Source organism: Streptomyces sp. NPDC087300 (genome assembly GCF_044744425.1).
GTDB lineage: Bacteria > Actinomycetota > Actinomycetes > Streptomycetales > Streptomycetaceae > Streptomyces.
Genome location: NZ_JBIUYI010000009.1, coordinates 250,361 through 265,858 on the forward strand (window position 1 = coordinate 250,361; position 15,498 = coordinate 265,858).

A 15,498-nucleotide genomic window follows, 5' to 3' on the forward strand; every position below is an offset into this window, starting at 1 on the left:
GGGCCTGTCCGGGACCGTGGTGTGGTCGCCGGACAGGCCCGAGGCCGCTCCTCACGACTTCAGCGCCGCCGCCATCATCGCCTTCGCGATCGGCGCCGCCAGGCCGTTGCCGCTGACCTCGTCGCGCGCCGCGCTCGACGACTCGATCATCACCGCGACGGCGACCTCCTTGCCGTCACCGCCCTTGGCGTACGAGGTGAACCAGGCGTACGGCGTCTTGCTGTTGTTCTCGCCGTGCTGCGCGGTGCCGGTCTTGCCGCCGACGGTCGCGCCGCTGATCTTCGCGTTCGAGCCGGTGCCCTTCTCGACGACCGTCTGCATCGCGGACTGCAGGCCCTCGGCGGTGGACTCGCTCATCACGCGCTGCGCGTCGTCGTCGCCGTACTTCTCCAGGACGTTGCCGTCCGAGTCGCTGATCTGCGAGACCATGTACGGCTTGGCGAGCTCGCCGCCGTTGGCGATGGCCGCGGAGACCATCGACATCTGGAGCGGCGTGGCCGTCACGTCGAACTGGCCGATGCCGGTCAGCGCCGTCTGCGACTTCTCCATGCCGGACGGGTACACGCTCTTGCCCGCGCGCACCGGCACGTCCAGCTTGTCCGCGTTGAAGCCCATCTTCTCGGACATCGCCTTGACCTTGTCCTGGCCCAGGTCGACGGCCATCTTCGCGAAGACGTTGTTGCACGAGTACTGGAGCGCCGTGCGGATGTTCGCGTTCTCGCAGGGCGCCGACTGGTTCTCGTTCTTCAGGACCGTCCGCGTGCCGGGCAGCGTGTACGGGTTGGGGCTGCTGGTCTTCTCGTCCACCGAGCCGTACAGGCCGTCTTCCAGCGCGGCCGCCGCGACGACCAGCTTGAACGTGGAACCGGGCGGCAGCGGCTGGCGCATCGCGCGGTTGACCATCGGCTTGTTCTTGTCGGTGGTCAGCTGCTTCCACGCCTTGGAGTCCGAGGAACCGCTGATCTTCGACGGGTCGTACGACGGGGTCGAGACCATGCCGAGGATCTTGCCGGTCTTGGGGTCGATGGCGACCGCGGCGCCCTTGATGTCGCCCAGCGCCTTGTAGCCGGCCTTCTGCACCGCGGGGTCGATCGTCGTCACGACGTCACCGGGGTCGGCGCGCTTGTTCGTGACGGTGTCGAGCGGGTTCTTCAGCCGGTTGTCGGTGCCGTCGAGCAGGTCCTTGTAGATGCCTTCGAGCTGGGTGGCCCCGTAGACCTGGGAGCTGTAGCCCGTGACGGGCGAGTAGAGGTCGCCGTTCTTGTAGGTGCGTTTGTACGCGAGGTCTCCGCCTGTCGTCCGCTCGGAGCCGGTGATGGCGTCACCGCCCACGATGATGTCGCCCAGCGGGTTCGCGTACTGCTCTATCGCGTTGCGCCGGTTCAGCTTGTCGTCCGCGAGAGCCTTCGAGTCGTAGAACTGCACCCAGGTCGCCCGCACCAGCAGGGCGACCACGAGCAGCAGCGTGAAGACCGAGGCGTGCCTGATCGTCTTGTTCATCCCACGGAAGGACGAGCGAAGGGGATCGGTTCGTTCCCATCTGGTGGGCTTGCGCCCGTTTTCTCAGAGAGTTCTTAAGTATTCAGCGCGTTCTCACGTACTCAGTCCGTCTTCATGAAACCCGCCTCGTACGCCGCGATCACCGCCTGCGTACGGTCCCGGGCGCCCGTCTTGGCGAGCACCGACGCCACATGCGTCTTGACGGTGGCCGCGCCCACGCCCATCCGCCCGGCGATCTCCGCGTTGGTCAGGCCAGCCGCCATCAGCCGCAGGACCTCGCTCTCCCGGCCGGTCAGACGGGCCACCCAGGCGGGCGGCGCGGCCTTGGCGCGGCCGTACTCGGCGGCGAGCGCCCGGACCGCGGCGGGGAAGAGCAGCGAGTCGCTGTGCGCGACGATCCGCACGGCCTGGACGAGGGAGTCCGCGTCGGCCCGCTTGAGCAGGAAGCCCGCGGCCCCTGCGCGCAGCGCCTCGTACACGTAGGAGTCGTTCTCGAAGGTCGTCACGACGACGATGCGGGGCGGCTCGGGCATCGCCGCGAGGATCCGCTCGGTGGCCCGGATGCCGTCCACCTCGGGCATCCGGACGTCCATCAGGACCACGTCGGGCCGCAGCTCCCGCACCACCGAGACCGCCTCGGCGCCGGTCGCGGCCTCGCCCACGACCTCGATGCCCGGCTCGGCGGAGAGGATCGCGCGCAGCGCGGTGCGCACCATGCGCTCGTCGTCCGCGAGGACGACCCGGATGTCGTTCGCCGTCATGCCTGTCCCTTCAGAGGAAGTCGTACGTCGAGCCGCCACATCCCGTCCGCGGCGCCCGCCCGCGCCGTGCCGCCGAGCAGCCGGGCCCGGTCGGCGACGCCGCGCAGGCCGTGGCCGCCGCCGGGGCGTGAGCCGGGGGAGTGCGGCGGCAGCGGGTTCTCGGCGGTGACGGTCAGGCCCGTGTCGTCCAGGGCGACGCACAGCGTCACGGAGGTGCCCTCGCCGCCGTGCCGCAGGGCGTTGCTCAGTGCCTCCTGCACGATGCGGTACGCCTCCCGGGAGACCAGCGGCGGCACCGCCGCCGGATCCGCCGTCACCTCGGCGTTCACCCGCAGACCGCCCGCCGCGGTGCGGCGCAGCAGGCCGGCCAGGTCGGCGAGGGTGGGCGCGGGCTCCGTCGAGCGGGTGTCGTCGGCCTCCCGCAGCACACCGAGCACGGCGTCCAGCTCGCCCACCGTGCGCCGGGTGGTGTCCTCGATCGCGGCGAGCGCCTCGCGGACGAACTCCGGATCCTTGTCCAGGACCCGGCGGGCCGCGCTCGCCTGGAGCGTCACCGCGCTCAGCGCGTGGCCCACCGAGTCGTGCAGCTCGCGGGCGAGCCGGTTGCGTACGGCGAGGTCGGCGGCGCGCTGCTCGGCGGCCGCGAGCCGGTCGGCGGGCGTCGGCCCGAGCAGCGCGGGCGCCCAGCGCGCGAGCAGCCCGCCGGCCGCGGCGGCGCACGCCCCGAGTGCGGCCAGCGCCACCAGGCCGACGAGCGGTGCGAGCGCCAGCACCCAGGGCTCGTCGAGGAACGCGGGCGACCCGGCGCTCCCGTCGCGCAGCCCGGGGACCACCGGCAGCGCGATCAGGAACGCCGCGAACGGCGGCAGCGCCAGCGACATCCCGCTGATGACCCCGCCGAAGCCCAGGTGCAGCGTGAACCACGCGACGGTGCGGGCCCGCGCCGCCCGGCTGCGCGCGGGGCCGTCGGCGAGCGCGGTGTCCGGCACGTCGCACAGCGCCCGCACGGCGGCCACCGACATCGGGCGGGTCAGCGGGAAGAGCGCGGTGATCGCCGCGAGCGGCAACCCGACGGCGAACGAGGTGAGCTGGGCGGCCAGCGAGCCGAAGAACTGCCGGTCGCCGAGGAGCGGGCCGACGATCACGGAGCCGACGAAGACGTACGGCATGGCGAGGGCGCCGCCGAGGATCAGATGGATCCATCTGCGGCGCGCCCGCCGCCCGAACAGGGCGGCCGCCGGGGTCCTCACCTGCCGGACCCCGCCCGCTCTCCGAGGAAGCGCGCCCCGACGGCGGCCGCGAGCAACCCGACGATCATGTGCACAGCGTAGGTCAGGAGCATCGTCCCGGTGGGCCGGGCGCCGATGTCCCCCGCACCGAGCAGCGCCCCGAAGAGCAGCCAGGCGCCCCAGCAGCCCACCGCGCCCGAGCCGAGCCAGGTGAGCGCGAGCGGCACCCGGGCCGAGCGCGCGGGCGGCCGCCGGAAGGTGAGCAGCAGCGCGCCCGTGGCGGCGGCCACGAGGTAGAGGACGTTCAGGTACTCCAGGGCGGAGAACCCGGCCGTACGCTCCTCCGCCCGCGAGGCGGTCAGACCCGCGTCGGCCCCGGCGGCCCACAGCAGGTGCACGGTGACGGGGAACAGCGCGAGCAGCGCGGCACAGACCGCGGCGATCCGGCCGCCGCCGCGCCCCGGCCCGCCGAGGGGCCCGCGCCACAGGTGCGCCCAGCGGTCCTTCGCGTACAGCACGAAGAGGGCGCCGAGGGTGAGGCCCTGGAGGATGAAACCGGTGTAGACGACGCCGAACACCCAGTCGTCCAGGAACGGTTCGCCGCTGCCGGTGCCACCGTCTCCGGCCCCGCCGCCGAACGCCGTCACGAGCAGGTGCAGCGGAAACCCGGCCATGATCGGCACGAGCAGCCCGCTCGCCACCCACATCGGCACGGCGATCAGCCACGCGGGCGTCCGCAGACCCCAGGGGCGGGTCAACAGCAGCACGAGGACGAGCACGGCCGCGTCCATCAGGACGGTCAGACCGTTGGCGAAGATCATCGTGGCACGGTGCTCGAGGAGGGAGCTGTGCTCCGGAATCCCGACGTGGCTCCCGGAGATCCAGGCGACCTTGAGCGAGAGGTACGGGAGGCAGGAGATCCCGGCGAGGATCCGCAGGGCGCGGCGGGGGCGGCTGAGGGGCCCGTCCGGGGCGGACCCCGCCTGCGGACCGGCGTCACCGCCCCGCGGTGCGCCGCTGCCTCCCCGTGGGCTGGTAGCACCGGCCCGCGGCGCGGTCGGGCGTGCCTGCCGGGAGGGGATCACTGGGTGCGTCATGCCTTCACGCTCCCGCGTGGTGGCGCGCCGCACCTCGTGCGTCGTGACGATCCGCCTCCGCCGTGCGGGGGAGGCGGAGGAGAGGGGGATCAGGCCTGGTCCAGGACCAGGACCACCTCGTCGATCTCGACCCCGCGGGCCTGCGCGAAGCCCCGTTCCCGTGCGGTCGCGCGGAATCCGCACTTCTCCAGGACGCGGAGCGAGCCCTCGTTGTCCGCCGCCGCGCGGGCGTACAGCGGGCGTTCGGGGACGAGTACGAGGAGTTCGCGCAGCGCGGCCGTGGCCAGGCCGCGGCCCCAGTAGGCGCGGTCGATCCAGCAGGTGACCTCGCGCTCGCCCGGCTCGCCGTACACCGCGGCGTTGCCCACCACGTCGCCGTCCGCGAGGACCGTGCGCAGGGCGACGCCCGCGGCGGCGCGGTTCCTCGCCCAGTGCGCCTCGAAGCGGTCCCGGTCGGCGGGGTCCTCGGGGGTGAACGCGGCCATGTGGCGCGACTCGGGGTCGTTCAACTGCCGGAAGAAGACCGGCAGATCACTGTCGTGTACCTCGCGCAGGGTGACATCCATGCTTCAGAGCCTACGAGTTGCCAGTGTCAGTCGGTCCCGTGCGTCGAACAGCGCGTCCTTGACCATCTGTTCGTGCGCGGGCGTGAGCCGCGCCACCGGCACCGAGCAGCTGATCGCGTCCCGCGCGGGAGTGCGGTACGGGATGGCGACGCCGAAGCAGCGCAGGCCGAGCGTGTTCTCCTCGCGGTCCACGGCGAAGCCCTGCTCCCGCACCGTACGCAGCTCCTCGATGAGCTTGTCGCGGTCGGTGATGGTGTGTTCGGTGAGCGCGGGCAGCGTCTGGGGGAGCATCTTGCGCACCTGCTCGTCGGTGTGGGTGGCGAGCAGCGCCTTGCCGAGCGAGGTGGAGTGCGCGGGCAGCCTGCGGCCCACGCGCGTGAAGGGGCGCAGGTAGTGCTGCGACTGGCGGGTGGCGAGGTAGACGACGTTGGTGCCGTCGAGGCGTGCCAGGTGGATGGTCTCCGTGGTGTCGTCCGAGAGCCGGTCCAGGGTCGGCCGGGCGGCGGCCACCACCTCGTCGCCGTCGATGTAGGAGGTGCCGACGAGCAGCGCGCGCACCCCGATGCCGTACCGTGTGCCGGTCGCGTCCGTCTCGACCCAGCCGAGCTCGACCAGGGTGCGAAGGAGCATGTACAGGCTCGACTTCGGGTAGCCGACGGCTTCCTGGACCGCGGCCAGCGAGTGCATTCCGGGGCGGCCCGCGAAGTATTCGAGCAATTCCACCGTCCGCACCGCGGACTTGACCTGCGCACCGCCTCCGGTCTCGCCAGCCGACATCGCCCTTGACCCCTTAGTTCGCCGAGAAATAGTCTCCGAAGTCTCCACTCATTCAGCATCGGAGACGGCGTTCAGCATATCGAACGCCCCTGGTGAGTGGCATACCTCTGGCAAGACCCCTGGCGAAAACCGGCAGCACCTCTGGAAAGGGAATCCGCGGTGGCAGCAGCACCAGTCTGGAGTGTCGACCCCCGAACCGGGAAGCAGCGCGAGCAGGTTGCGGTGGAGGCCACGGCCGAGGAGGTCGACCAGGCGGTCCGTGCCGCCGGCGCCGCCGCCCCCGTGCTCGCCGACCGGGCGACCCGCGCCGCCTTCCTGCGCACCGCGGCCGACCTGCTCGAAGGCTCCGAGGACCACCTGGTGGAGGCCGCGGACGCGGAGACCGCGCTCGGTCCCGTCCGGCTCACCGGTGAACTCGCCCGCACCTGCTACCAGTTGCGCTCCTTCGCGGACATCGTCGACGAGGGCGCCTTCCTCGGCGTCGTCATCGACCACCCGGACGCGTCGGCCACCCCGCCCGTGCCCGACCTGCGCCGCTACAAGATCCCGCTCGGCGTCGTCGCGGTCTACTCCGCGTCCAACTTCCCCTTCGCCTTCTCCGTACCGGGCGGCGACACCGCGAGCGCGCTCGCGGCGGGCTGCCCCGTCGTCGTCAAGGCCCACCCCGACCACCCCGCCACCTCCGAACTGGTCGCCGCCACGCTGCGCAGGGCCGCCGCCCGGCACGGCATCCCGGAGGGCGTCGTCGGCCTCGTCCACGGCTTCGACGCGGGCGTCGAACTGGTCCGGCACCCGCTGGTGTCCGGCGCGGGCTTCACCGGTTCGGTACGCGGCGGCCGCGCGCTGTTCGACGCCGCCGCGGCCAGGCCCGTGCCGATCCCCTTCCACGGCGAGCTCGGCTCGCTCAACCCCGTCGTCGTCACCGAGGCCGCGGCCGCCGAGCGCGGCGAGCAGATCGGCACCGGGCTCGCGGGCTCGATGACGCTCGGCGTCGGCCAGTTCTGCGTCAAGCCGGGCCTGGTCCTCGCCCCCGCGGGTGCGGGCGGCGACCGCCTGGTGAAGTCCCTGACCGAGGCGGTCAGCGACACCGAGGCCGGAGTGCTCCTCGACCACCGCATGCGGGACAACTTCGTCGCCGGGGTGCGCGAGCGCGCCGAACTCCCCGACGTGGACGCCCCGGTGACCCCGGGCGCGGGCGGCGAGCACACGGTCAGCGCGGGCTTCCTCACCGTCCCCGCCGCGCGGCTCGCCGAGGCGGGCGCGTACGACCTGCTCCTGGAGGAGTGCTTCGGGCCGGTCACCGTCGTCGCGCGCTACGCCGACGACGCGGAGATCACCGCCGTCCTCTCCCGCCTCCCCGGTAACCTCACCGCCACCGTGCAGCTCTCCGAGGCGGAGGCGGCGGGCGACAGCGGCCGCGGCGCCGAGCTGCTCGCCGAGCTGACGCCGCTGGCCGGCCGCGTACTCGTCGACGGCTGGCCCACCGGCGTCGCCGTCGCGCCCGCCCAGCACCACGGCGGCCCCTACCCGGCCACCACGTCCACGTCGACGTCCGTGGGCGGCACCGCCATCGAGCGCTGGCTGCGCCCCGTCGCCTACCAGAACACCCCGGAGGCACTCCTTCCGCCCGAGCTGCGCGACGCCAACCCGCTGGGCCTGCCGCGCCGTTACGACGGCACCCAGGAGCACTGACGTGCCGGGCGCCTGGAAGACTGACGCCATGGACGTCACCCTCCCCGAACTGCCCTTCCCGCTGCGCACCTACGGACCCGACGGCCACTGGGCGTACGAGGACGGGGCGCTCACCGGCTGGGCGGGCGCCCGCCAGGACCGCTTCGTGCCGCCGACGGGGGAGGCGCTGGACCCCGCGTCCGACGCGCCACGCCTGCTGGGCGCGCCCGAGGGCGACTTCCAGTTGATCGCCCGCGTCACGGTCGGCTTCGCCGCCGCCTTCGACGCGGGCGTGCTCTACCTGCACGTGGGCGACCGCGAGTGGGCCAAGCTCTGCCTGGAGCGCTCTCCCGACGAGCCCACGATCTGCACGGTCGTCACCCGCGGCCGCTCCGACGACTCCAACGCCTTCGTGGTGGACGGCAGCAGCGCCTGGCTGCGCATCAGCCGCACGGGCTCGGCGTTCGCGTTCCACGCGTCGACGGACGGGCAGCGGTGGACGTTCGTGCGGATCTTCTCGCTCGGCGACGACGAGTCGGCGAAGGCCGCGCTCGTCGGCTTCCTCGCGCAGTCGCCCGTCGGAGAGGGCTGCGTGGTGACGTACGAGAACATCGAGTTCCGGCCCAACTGGCCGCAGGGGCTGCGGGACGGCTCGTAGAGGGCCGGACCTCTAGAGGGTGACGCGGGCGCCGGTGGCCGCCGACCGTTCGATCGCGTCGAGCAGGCCCTGGCGGCGGGCCGCGTGCGCGAAGTCCGGTGCGTGGGCGGTGCCCCGGGTGAGGTCGGCGTGGATCCGGGCGTACTGCGCGGCCACGTTGTAGGCGGGCAGACCGCGCAGCGCGTCGATGGCCGGTACGTCGAAGTAGCGGGCGGGCACGGGCAGTTCGGTGAGTCCGGTGTCCGTGCCGCGGCCGCCGCGCACGGTCAGGGCGGCCTGCTGGAGGTGGCCCGAGTCGCCGGTGACGACCAGGTCGCCCCGCGTGCCGTTGATCTCCCAGTGGAAGTCCGTGCCGCGCGACAGGCCCGCGCGGAAGTGCGCCGAGACCACGGCGCCGGTCGTCAGTCGCCCGTTCACCGCGATCTGGTCGGGGGCCGTCATCGGCGCGGCCCGCCCCGTGCCCTCCTCGTGGACCACCGGGCGCCGGGTCGCCAGCGTCGCCGACACCTCGGTGAACTCGCCGAGCACCATGGCCGCGGCGTCGATCGTGTGCCCGAACGGGATGGTCAGCATCGTGCCGCCGTTGGCCCGGTCGAGCAGGTAGGCGCCGCTCGGCTCGAAGACCGGGCCCCAGCGCCGCCCCGACGCGACGAGGCTGCTGGACAGGACCTCGCCCACATAGCCGTCGGCCACCAGGTCGCGGACGTGGCGGACCGCCGGCGCCGAGCGGGCCTGGAGCCCGGCGAACGTGCGCACGCCCGCGCGGCCCGCGGCCGCCGCGAGCTCCTCCGCCTCGGCGAGGCCGTTGCCGAGCGGCCACTCGGAGAGCACCGCCTTGCCCGCGCCCAGCGCCGCGGTGATCACCTCGCGGTGCAGCGGCACGCGCACGCTCACCACGACCAGGTCGACCTCGTCGCCGCGCACCAGCTCCTCGGTGGAGCCGAAGGCCAGCGGCACCCCGTACTTCGCGGCGGCGGCCCGCGCGGAGGAGCCGCTCGACGCGGACAGGGCCCGCAGCTCGTACCCGTCGAGATGACGCAGCGCGGGCAGATGGGACTGCGGGGCCCAGCCGCCGCGGGCCGAGAGGCCGACGAGGCCGACGCGGACGGGGGAGCCGGGAGCAGGGGTGGAAGTCATGCCGGGGACGGTAGGACGAGGGCCCTGATCACCCGCAAGGGGGATAGCTATATTTTGGAAACCATGACTGGTCAGACGCCCCGTGGCAGCCGCGATCGGCACGACATCTACGGCCTGCTCTGCCCCGGCCGCGCGGTCTTCGAGCTGCTCGTCAACAAGTGGACGGGCCTCGCGATCACCGCCCTGGAGGACGGCCCGCGCCGCTTCGGCGAGCTGCGCCGCAAGCTGGAGGGCGTCAGCCCCAAGGTGCTCACCCAGACCCTGCGCCGCCTGGAGGAGCACGGCCTCGTGCTGCGCACGGTCTACCCGGAGGTCCCGCCCCGGGTCGAGTACGAGCTGACCGAGCTCGGCCGCGGCGCCCTGGAACCCCTCGCGCACCTGCGCACCTGGGTCAGGGGGAACACGGGAAAGTTCACGGCGGGGGAATGAGCCGCTTTGCCCGTACGTTGAGGGCAGGAGCGGAGGCACCCTCCGTACCGATCTGAACGTACGACCTGAAGAGAGCGGCCACACACATGCGCGTCGAGATCTGGAGCGACATCGCCTGCCCCTGGTGCTACGTGGGCAAGGCCCGCTTCGAGAAGGCACTCGCCGCCTTCCCGCACCGCGAGGGCGTCGAGGTGGTGCACCGCTCCTTCGAGCTGGACCCCGGGCGCGCCAAGGGCGACACCGCCCCGGTGCTCGCGATGCTCACCAAGAAGTACGGCATGACCGAGGACCAGGCCCGCGAGGGCGAGCAGCGCCTCGGTGAGAACGCCGCGTCCGAGGGGCTCGACTACCGCACCGAGGGCCGCGACCACGGCAACACCTTCGACATGCACCGCCTCCTGCACCTCGCCAAGGAGCGGGGCCTCCAGGACGAGCTGATCGGCCTGTTCTACCGCGCCAACTTCGCCGAGGAGCGGTCCGTCTTCGACGACGACGAGCGCCTGGTGGAGCTCGCCGTCGCCGCCGGACTCGACGCCGACGAGGCACGCGCGGTCCTCGGGGACCCGGAGAAGTACGCCGCAGAGGTCCGCGCCGACGAGCGCGAGGCCGCCGAGCTGGGCGCCAACGGCGTGCCCTTCTTCGTCCTCGACCGCAAGTACGGCGTCTCCGGCGCCCAGCCCGCCGACGTCTTCGCGCAGGCGCTCCAGCAGGCGTGGGGCGACCGCTCGCCGCTGACCACCATCGCCGCGGGCGCCGACGGCTCCGAGGGTGACGCGTGCGGCCCCGACGGGTGTGCCGTTCCGCAGCAGGGCGACACCGTATAGGAGTTGGTCCCATGGGGATCAGCACCGGCGCCGAGTTCGCGCCCACCACGACGTATCTCGACACCGCGAGCTGCGGTCTGCCGCCGCTGCGCGCCCGGCGGGCCGTGCGGGCGCTGGCCGCCGGGCTCGGCGACGGCAGGCCCGGCGGGATGGAGGACTTCGGGTCCGTGGACGCGGCCCGGGAGTCCTTCGCCCGCCTCGTCGGGGTCGCGGCAGGCCGGGTCGCCACCGGCGGCTCGGTCGCCGTGCACGTCGGACTGATCGCGGCCTCGCTGCCGCCGGGCGCCGAAGTCCTCTTCCCCGAAGGGGAGTTCTCCTCCGTCAGCACCCCCTTCGTGGTGCGCGGTGACCTCCGCGCGCGTTACGCGCCGCTGGAGTCCCTCGCCGACGCCGTGCGCCCCGGCACCGCGCTCGTCGCCTGCTCCGCGGTCCAGTCCGCCGACGGCAGGACCGCCGACCTCGCCGCGATCCGCGCCGCGGCCGCCGCGCACGGCGCGCGCACCCTCGTGGACGCCACCCAGGCCGTGGGCTGGCTGCCGTTCGACGCGTCCCGGTACGACTACACGGTGACCGGCGCCTTCAAGTGGCTCCTGTGCCCGCGCGGCGCCCAGTTCCTCACCGTCACCGAAGACGCCCAGGAAGCCCTGGTCCCGCTGCACGCCGGCTGGCTCGCGGCCGCCGACACCGCCAACTCCTCGTACGGCCCCGTCACCGAACTCGCCCCCGACGCCCGCCGGTTCGACGAACCGCCCGCCTTCCTCGCCTACCGCGGCGCGGCCGCCGCCCTCACCTTCATCGAGGAGACCGGCATCGACGCGGTGCACGCCCACGACACCGCGCTCGCCGCCCGCTACCGCGCGGGACTCGCCGGGATCGGCCACGCGCCGGTGCCCGGCACGTCCCCCATCGTCTCCGTGCCGGGCCTCGGCGACCGGCAGCCCGCACTCGCCCGCGCCGGGGTCGTCACCTCCGCACGCGCGGGGCACCTGCGCGCCGCGTTCCACCTGTACAACACCGAGGCGGACGTGGACCGCCTGCTCGACGTGGTCTCCGGCTGAACCCTGGCGCGCCGGGCGGCGGGACGCCACGCTGGACAGGGCGGGGCGGGCGCGCCGGGCGGCCGCGCGAGGCGGTGGTGCCGATGAAGCGGGCGTTCGACACGGCGGACGCGCGCGGCGGCCCCGAACGGCCGCCGCCGGACGGCGATCTGCACCGGCGCCTCGTCTACGGCGAGGAGGCCGCGCTCGCCGAGGCCTACGCCGCCTACGGCGACCTCGTGCACCGCGTCGCCGCCCGGGTCACCCGCAGCCCCGCCGCCGCCGAGGACGTCGCGCAGGAGGTCTTCGCCCACCTCTGGAGCAGGCCCTACGCCTTCGACGCGCGCCGCGGCAGCCTGCGAACCTGGCTCTCCATGCTCGCCCACCGGCGGGCCGTGGACTGGGTGCGCGGCGAGGAACGGCACCGCAAGGCCGCGTACGCGGACGACGCGGTGCTGCGCGCCGTCCCCGCGCCCGGTCCCGCCCCCGACGAGGCCGTCCTCGAACAGGAACGCTCGCTCCTGCTGCACTCCGCGCTCGCCCGGCTGCCGCTGCCGCAGCGGCAGGTGGTGCACCTGGCCTACTTCGCGGGCCGGACGTACCGTCAGGCGGCGGCCGAACTCGGCATCCCCGAAGGCACCGCGAAGACCCGCCTGCGGACGGCCCTGCGCACCCTGGCAGAGACCCTCGCGGACCCGCCCCTGCGAGGTGAGATCCCGTGACCACGGAACACGAGGACGTACGCGAACTGCTCGGCGCCCGCGCGCTGGGCGCGCTCCTGCCCGGTGAGGAGCGGCGGATCGAGGCGCACCTCGCCGACTGCGCGGCCTGCTCGGCGGAGTCGCGGCGGCTGGGGGCCACGGTGCGGCATCTGGCGGGGCCGCCGCCCGCGCCCCGTGCGGCGTCGGACGGGGACCCTTCGTGGCCGGCACCGGACGGCACGGGCCACGAGGCTCCCGACGCTCCGCACGTCCTCTCCCGTGCCTTCCGCACCCGCGCCCCCGCCCTGCGCACCGCCCCGCACGCCGCGCCCTACGCGGCCGCGGTCGCCGGACTCCAGGCGCTGCTCGCGGAGTTGGCTGACGGGAGCACGGGGGCGGACTGGGCAACACCGGTCGTACACGACTGGGACGTGCACGACACCGTCGCGCATCTGATCGCCGCGGACGAGCCGCTCGCGCTCCGGCTCGGGCTGCCCGCGCGGGTGCCCGCGGCGCCGGTGCCGGAAGGTACGCCGTGGCGGGCGGCCTGGGCGGCCCGTACCGCCGAGGTGATCGCCCACGAGCGGCCGCGCACGCCCGCGCGGACCGTCGCCGCCTGGCGCAACCAGGCCACGGGGCTGCTCGCCGCGCCCGCCGCCCACGACCAGGAACTGGCCGCGCGCGCCACGGTCCTGATGGGCGCGAGGCTCCCGGTCGCCGACCACTTCCTGGCCCGCGCCTTCGAGACGTGGGTGCACGCCGACGACATCGGCAGGGCGCTGGACAGGCCCGTACCACCACCGCCGGTCCCGCACCTGTGGAGCCTGGTCCGCCTCGCCGTGCGGATCCTCGGCATCGCGCTGGGCCCCCGGACACCGCCGGTGGCGCTCACGGTCGAGGGGGAGGGCGGCGAAACGAAATGGATCCTGGGCGACACGACGGCCCCGGTCAACGCCCAACTGACCCTGGACCCGATCGACTTCTGCCTCCTGATAGCAGGCCGCCGCACCCCGACGAACATCCCCCACACGACCACAGGCAACACCCCCCAAGCACACCAGATCCTGACCCGAGCAGCATCACTGTCCTGGCTCTAGCGCCGGGGCACGTAAGGGGCGCGGGGAACTGCGCACGCAGGCCCGGTCCAGGCTCACGGGGCGGAGGCAGAGGGGGCAGTTTAGGGGCGCGGGGAACTGCGCACGCAGGCCCGGTCCAGGCTCACGGGGCGGAGGCAGAGGAGCAGTTAAGGGGCGCGGGGAACTGCGCACGCAGGCCCGGTCCAGGCTCACGGGGCGGAGGCAGAGGGGGCAGTTAAGGGGCGCGGGGAACTGCGCACATAGGCCCGGTCCAGACCCACGGGGCGGAGGCAAGAACCCCGGCCCGCTCAACCCCGCCCAGGCAAGTCCAACGCAACCTCCACCTTCCCCAACAACCGAGTCAACTCAGCCCGCTCCGACCCATCGAGCCCCGCGAGCGTCCGCTCCTCCAACTGCCCCCACGCCCCCTCCACCTGTGCAAGAAGCCCACAACTCGCCTCCGTCGCCTCGACGAGGACCGCCCGCCGATCGGCCGGATCGGGCCGCCGCCGCACATGCCCCGCCTGCTCCAGACGCTGCAGCATCTTCGTGACCGTCGAGGGGTCGAGGTCGACCGCCCTGATGAGCTCGGACTGCCGCACCGCACCCGCTTCCCACAGGTGCATCATCACGAACTCCTGCCCCGGGTAGAGCCCGAGCCCCTTGAGCAGCTTGCCCGCGGCCGCACGGTGCAGCCGGGCCACCCGGCTGACGGCGAGGCTGACGGGACCCGCCTGCGCGACCCCGTGCGCGCACGGGGTACAGACGGGGTCGCCGCCGGTGGCGGACGGTGCGGTGTCGGCCTTCATCACGTGCTCCTGCTGCTGGTCACGGGGGTGTCTTCCGGACGTCCCCCACACTCTTCCAGAAGATTACCTTGGTCGGCCAACGAATGGGTTACAGTGGCATCCGGTACAGATACTTGGCCGACCACATAATCGCCTGCCCGGGAGTCCCGATGACCACCGCGTTCGACCCGATCGACCTGTCCGGCAGCCGCCTGGGCAACCGCATCGCCATGGCCCCCATGACCCGCAGCCGCGCCGGTGAGGGCGGTGTGCCGACGGATCTGAACGCCGAGTACTACGCCCAGCGCGCCTCCGCGGGCCTGATCGTCACCGAGGGCACCCAGCCTTCCGTGGTCGGCCAGGGATATCCCGACACTCCGGGCCTGCACAGCGCGGCGCAGGTGGCCGGCTGGCGCAAGGTCACCGACGCCGTGCACGCGGCGGGTGGCCGGATCTTCGCCCAGCTCATGCACGCGGGCCGCATCGGCCACCCCGTGCTGCTGCCCGACGGTCTCGTGAACGTCGCGCCCTCGCCGGTCGCCGCCAAGGGGCAGGTCTTCACGGCCGAAGGACCCAAGGACTTCGTCACCCCGCGCGAGCTGACCGGGGCCGAAGTCCGCGCCACCGTCGGCGACTTCGCGGCCGCCGCGCGCAACGCGATCGACGCGGGCTTCGACGGCGTCGAGCTGCACGGCGCCAACGGCTATCTGATCCACCAGTTCCTCGCCCCCGGCTCCAACCGGCGCACCGACGAATGGGGCGGCTCCGTCGAGAACCGCATCCGCTTCGCCGTCGAGGTGGCCAAGGCCGTCACCGCCGAGATCGGCGCCGAGCGCACCGGCTTCCGGGTCTCGCCCGGCAACCCGTTCAACGACATCTCCGAGCCGGACCCGGAGCCGGCGTACACCGCCCTCGCCAAGGAGCTGGCCGCGCTCGACCTGGCGTACCTGCACGTCATGGAGGTCGGAGACGTCCGGGAGCTCTCCCGACGGCTGCGCGAGGTGTTCGGCGGCACGCTGGTCCTGAGCCCGCAGACCGAGGGCCCCACCAGCCATGACGCGCTCGCCCTCGTCGAGGACGGCACCGCCGACCTGGTCGCCTTCGGCGCGCTGTTCCTCGCCAACCCCGACCTGCCCGCCCGCCTGCGGACCGGGGGACCGTACAACACGCCGGACCAGACGACCTTCTACGGCGGCACCGAGAAGGGCTACACGGACTACCCGGCGCTGTAGTCCCGCCCGCCGTAC

The 15,498-nt window shown here is 73.6% G+C and carries 16 protein-coding genes; 8 read left to right on the forward strand and 8 right to left on the reverse strand.

Annotated elements, in window-relative coordinates; translation table 11 throughout:
* Positions 1-51 precede the first annotated feature (51 nt).
* From ACIO9J_RS34220 to ACIO9J_RS34245, 6 genes are all read right to left on the reverse strand, one after another.
* Positions 52-1,500, reverse strand: a complete 1,449-nt coding sequence (locus ACIO9J_RS34220) for a penicillin-binding transpeptidase domain-containing protein (RefSeq protein ID WP_402008132.1) — start codon at positions 1,498-1,500, stop codon at positions 52-54.
* 101 nt (positions 1,501-1,601) lie between these two features.
* Positions 1,602-2,261: a response regulator gene (locus tag ACIO9J_RS34225; protein ID WP_402008134.1), complete on the reverse strand. Its 660-nt coding sequence runs from the start codon at positions 2,259-2,261 to the stop codon at positions 1,602-1,604.
* Complete coding sequence (locus ACIO9J_RS34230) at positions 2,258-3,511, reverse strand: sensor histidine kinase (RefSeq protein WP_402008136.1); 1,254 nt, start codon at positions 3,509-3,511, stop codon at positions 2,258-2,260. The genes ACIO9J_RS34225 and ACIO9J_RS34230 overlap by 4 nt, the downstream gene beginning before the upstream one ends.
* Positions 3,508-4,587: a hypothetical protein gene (locus ACIO9J_RS34235; protein WP_402008138.1), complete on the reverse strand. Its 1,080-nt coding sequence runs from the start codon at positions 4,585-4,587 to the stop codon at positions 3,508-3,510. Before ACIO9J_RS34235 ends, ACIO9J_RS34230 begins: the two co-directional genes overlap by 4 nt.
* 89 nt (positions 4,588-4,676) lie before the next feature.
* Entirely contained in the window at positions 4,677-5,153 is a 477-nt protein-coding gene (locus ACIO9J_RS34240; RefSeq protein WP_402008140.1) for a GNAT family N-acetyltransferase, read from the reverse strand.
* Between the two features lie 3 nt (positions 5,154-5,156).
* Positions 5,157-5,930, reverse strand: coding sequence for an IclR family transcriptional regulator (locus ACIO9J_RS34245; RefSeq protein WP_402008142.1), 774 nt, complete (start codon positions 5,928-5,930; stop codon positions 5,157-5,159).
* Between the two features lie 159 nt (positions 5,931-6,089).
* On the opposite strand from ACIO9J_RS34245, the gene ACIO9J_RS34250 reads away from it, so the two are divergent.
* Together ACIO9J_RS34250 and ACIO9J_RS34255 are read left to right on the forward strand one after the other, a co-directional pair.
* Positions 6,090-7,622, forward strand: a complete 1,533-nt coding sequence (locus ACIO9J_RS34250; RefSeq protein ID WP_402008144.1) for an aldehyde dehydrogenase (NADP(+)) — start codon at positions 6,090-6,092, stop codon at positions 7,620-7,622.
* 28 nt (positions 7,623-7,650) lie between these two features.
* Positions 7,651-8,259: a DUF1349 domain-containing protein gene (locus tag ACIO9J_RS34255; RefSeq protein WP_402008146.1), complete on the forward strand. Its 609-nt coding sequence runs from the start codon at positions 7,651-7,653 to the stop codon at positions 8,257-8,259.
* 12 nt (positions 8,260-8,271) lie between these two features.
* Here ACIO9J_RS34255 and ACIO9J_RS34260 read toward each other — a convergent pair whose 3' ends face one another.
* Positions 8,272-9,396, reverse strand: coding sequence for a Gfo/Idh/MocA family protein (locus tag ACIO9J_RS34260; RefSeq protein ID WP_402008148.1), 1,125 nt, complete (start codon positions 9,394-9,396; stop codon positions 8,272-8,274).
* Between the two features lie 63 nt (positions 9,397-9,459).
* Between ACIO9J_RS34260 and ACIO9J_RS34265 the strand changes: the two genes are divergently transcribed.
* From ACIO9J_RS34265 to ACIO9J_RS34285, 5 genes are all read left to right on the forward strand, one after another.
* Positions 9,460-9,825 (forward strand): winged helix-turn-helix transcriptional regulator, encoded by a 366-nt coding sequence (locus ACIO9J_RS34265; RefSeq protein WP_402008150.1) that lies wholly within the window; start codon positions 9,460-9,462, stop codon positions 9,823-9,825.
* Positions 9,826-9,911: 86 nt separating this feature from the next.
* A complete protein-coding gene (locus ACIO9J_RS34270; RefSeq protein WP_402008152.1) occupies positions 9,912-10,649 on the forward strand; it encodes a DsbA family oxidoreductase in 738 nt (245 codons plus the stop codon).
* A gap of 11 nt (positions 10,650-10,660) precedes the next feature.
* On the forward strand, positions 10,661-11,707 hold the full coding sequence (locus ACIO9J_RS34275; RefSeq protein ID WP_402008154.1) for an aminotransferase class V-fold PLP-dependent enzyme: 1,047 nt from the start codon (positions 10,661-10,663) through the stop codon (positions 11,705-11,707).
* An 83-nt stretch (positions 11,708-11,790) separates the two neighbouring features.
* Complete coding sequence (locus ACIO9J_RS34280; RefSeq protein ID WP_402008156.1) at positions 11,791-12,408, forward strand: RNA polymerase sigma factor; 618 nt, start codon at positions 11,791-11,793, stop codon at positions 12,406-12,408.
* Complete coding sequence (locus ACIO9J_RS34285; RefSeq protein WP_402008158.1) at positions 12,405-13,484, forward strand: maleylpyruvate isomerase family mycothiol-dependent enzyme; 1,080 nt, start codon at positions 12,405-12,407, stop codon at positions 13,482-13,484. Before ACIO9J_RS34280 ends, ACIO9J_RS34285 begins: the two co-directional genes overlap by 4 nt.
* 287 nt (positions 13,485-13,771) lie before the next feature.
* On the opposite strand, the gene ACIO9J_RS34290 is transcribed toward ACIO9J_RS34285, so the two are convergent.
* Positions 13,772-14,272, reverse strand: coding sequence for a MarR family winged helix-turn-helix transcriptional regulator (locus ACIO9J_RS34290; protein WP_402008160.1), 501 nt, complete (start codon positions 14,270-14,272; stop codon positions 13,772-13,774).
* Between the two features lie 149 nt (positions 14,273-14,421).
* Between ACIO9J_RS34290 and ACIO9J_RS34295 the strand changes: the two genes are divergently transcribed.
* Complete coding sequence (locus tag ACIO9J_RS34295; protein ID WP_402008162.1) at positions 14,422-15,483, forward strand: alkene reductase; 1,062 nt, start codon at positions 14,422-14,424, stop codon at positions 15,481-15,483.
* Positions 15,484-15,498 lie beyond the last annotated feature (15 nt).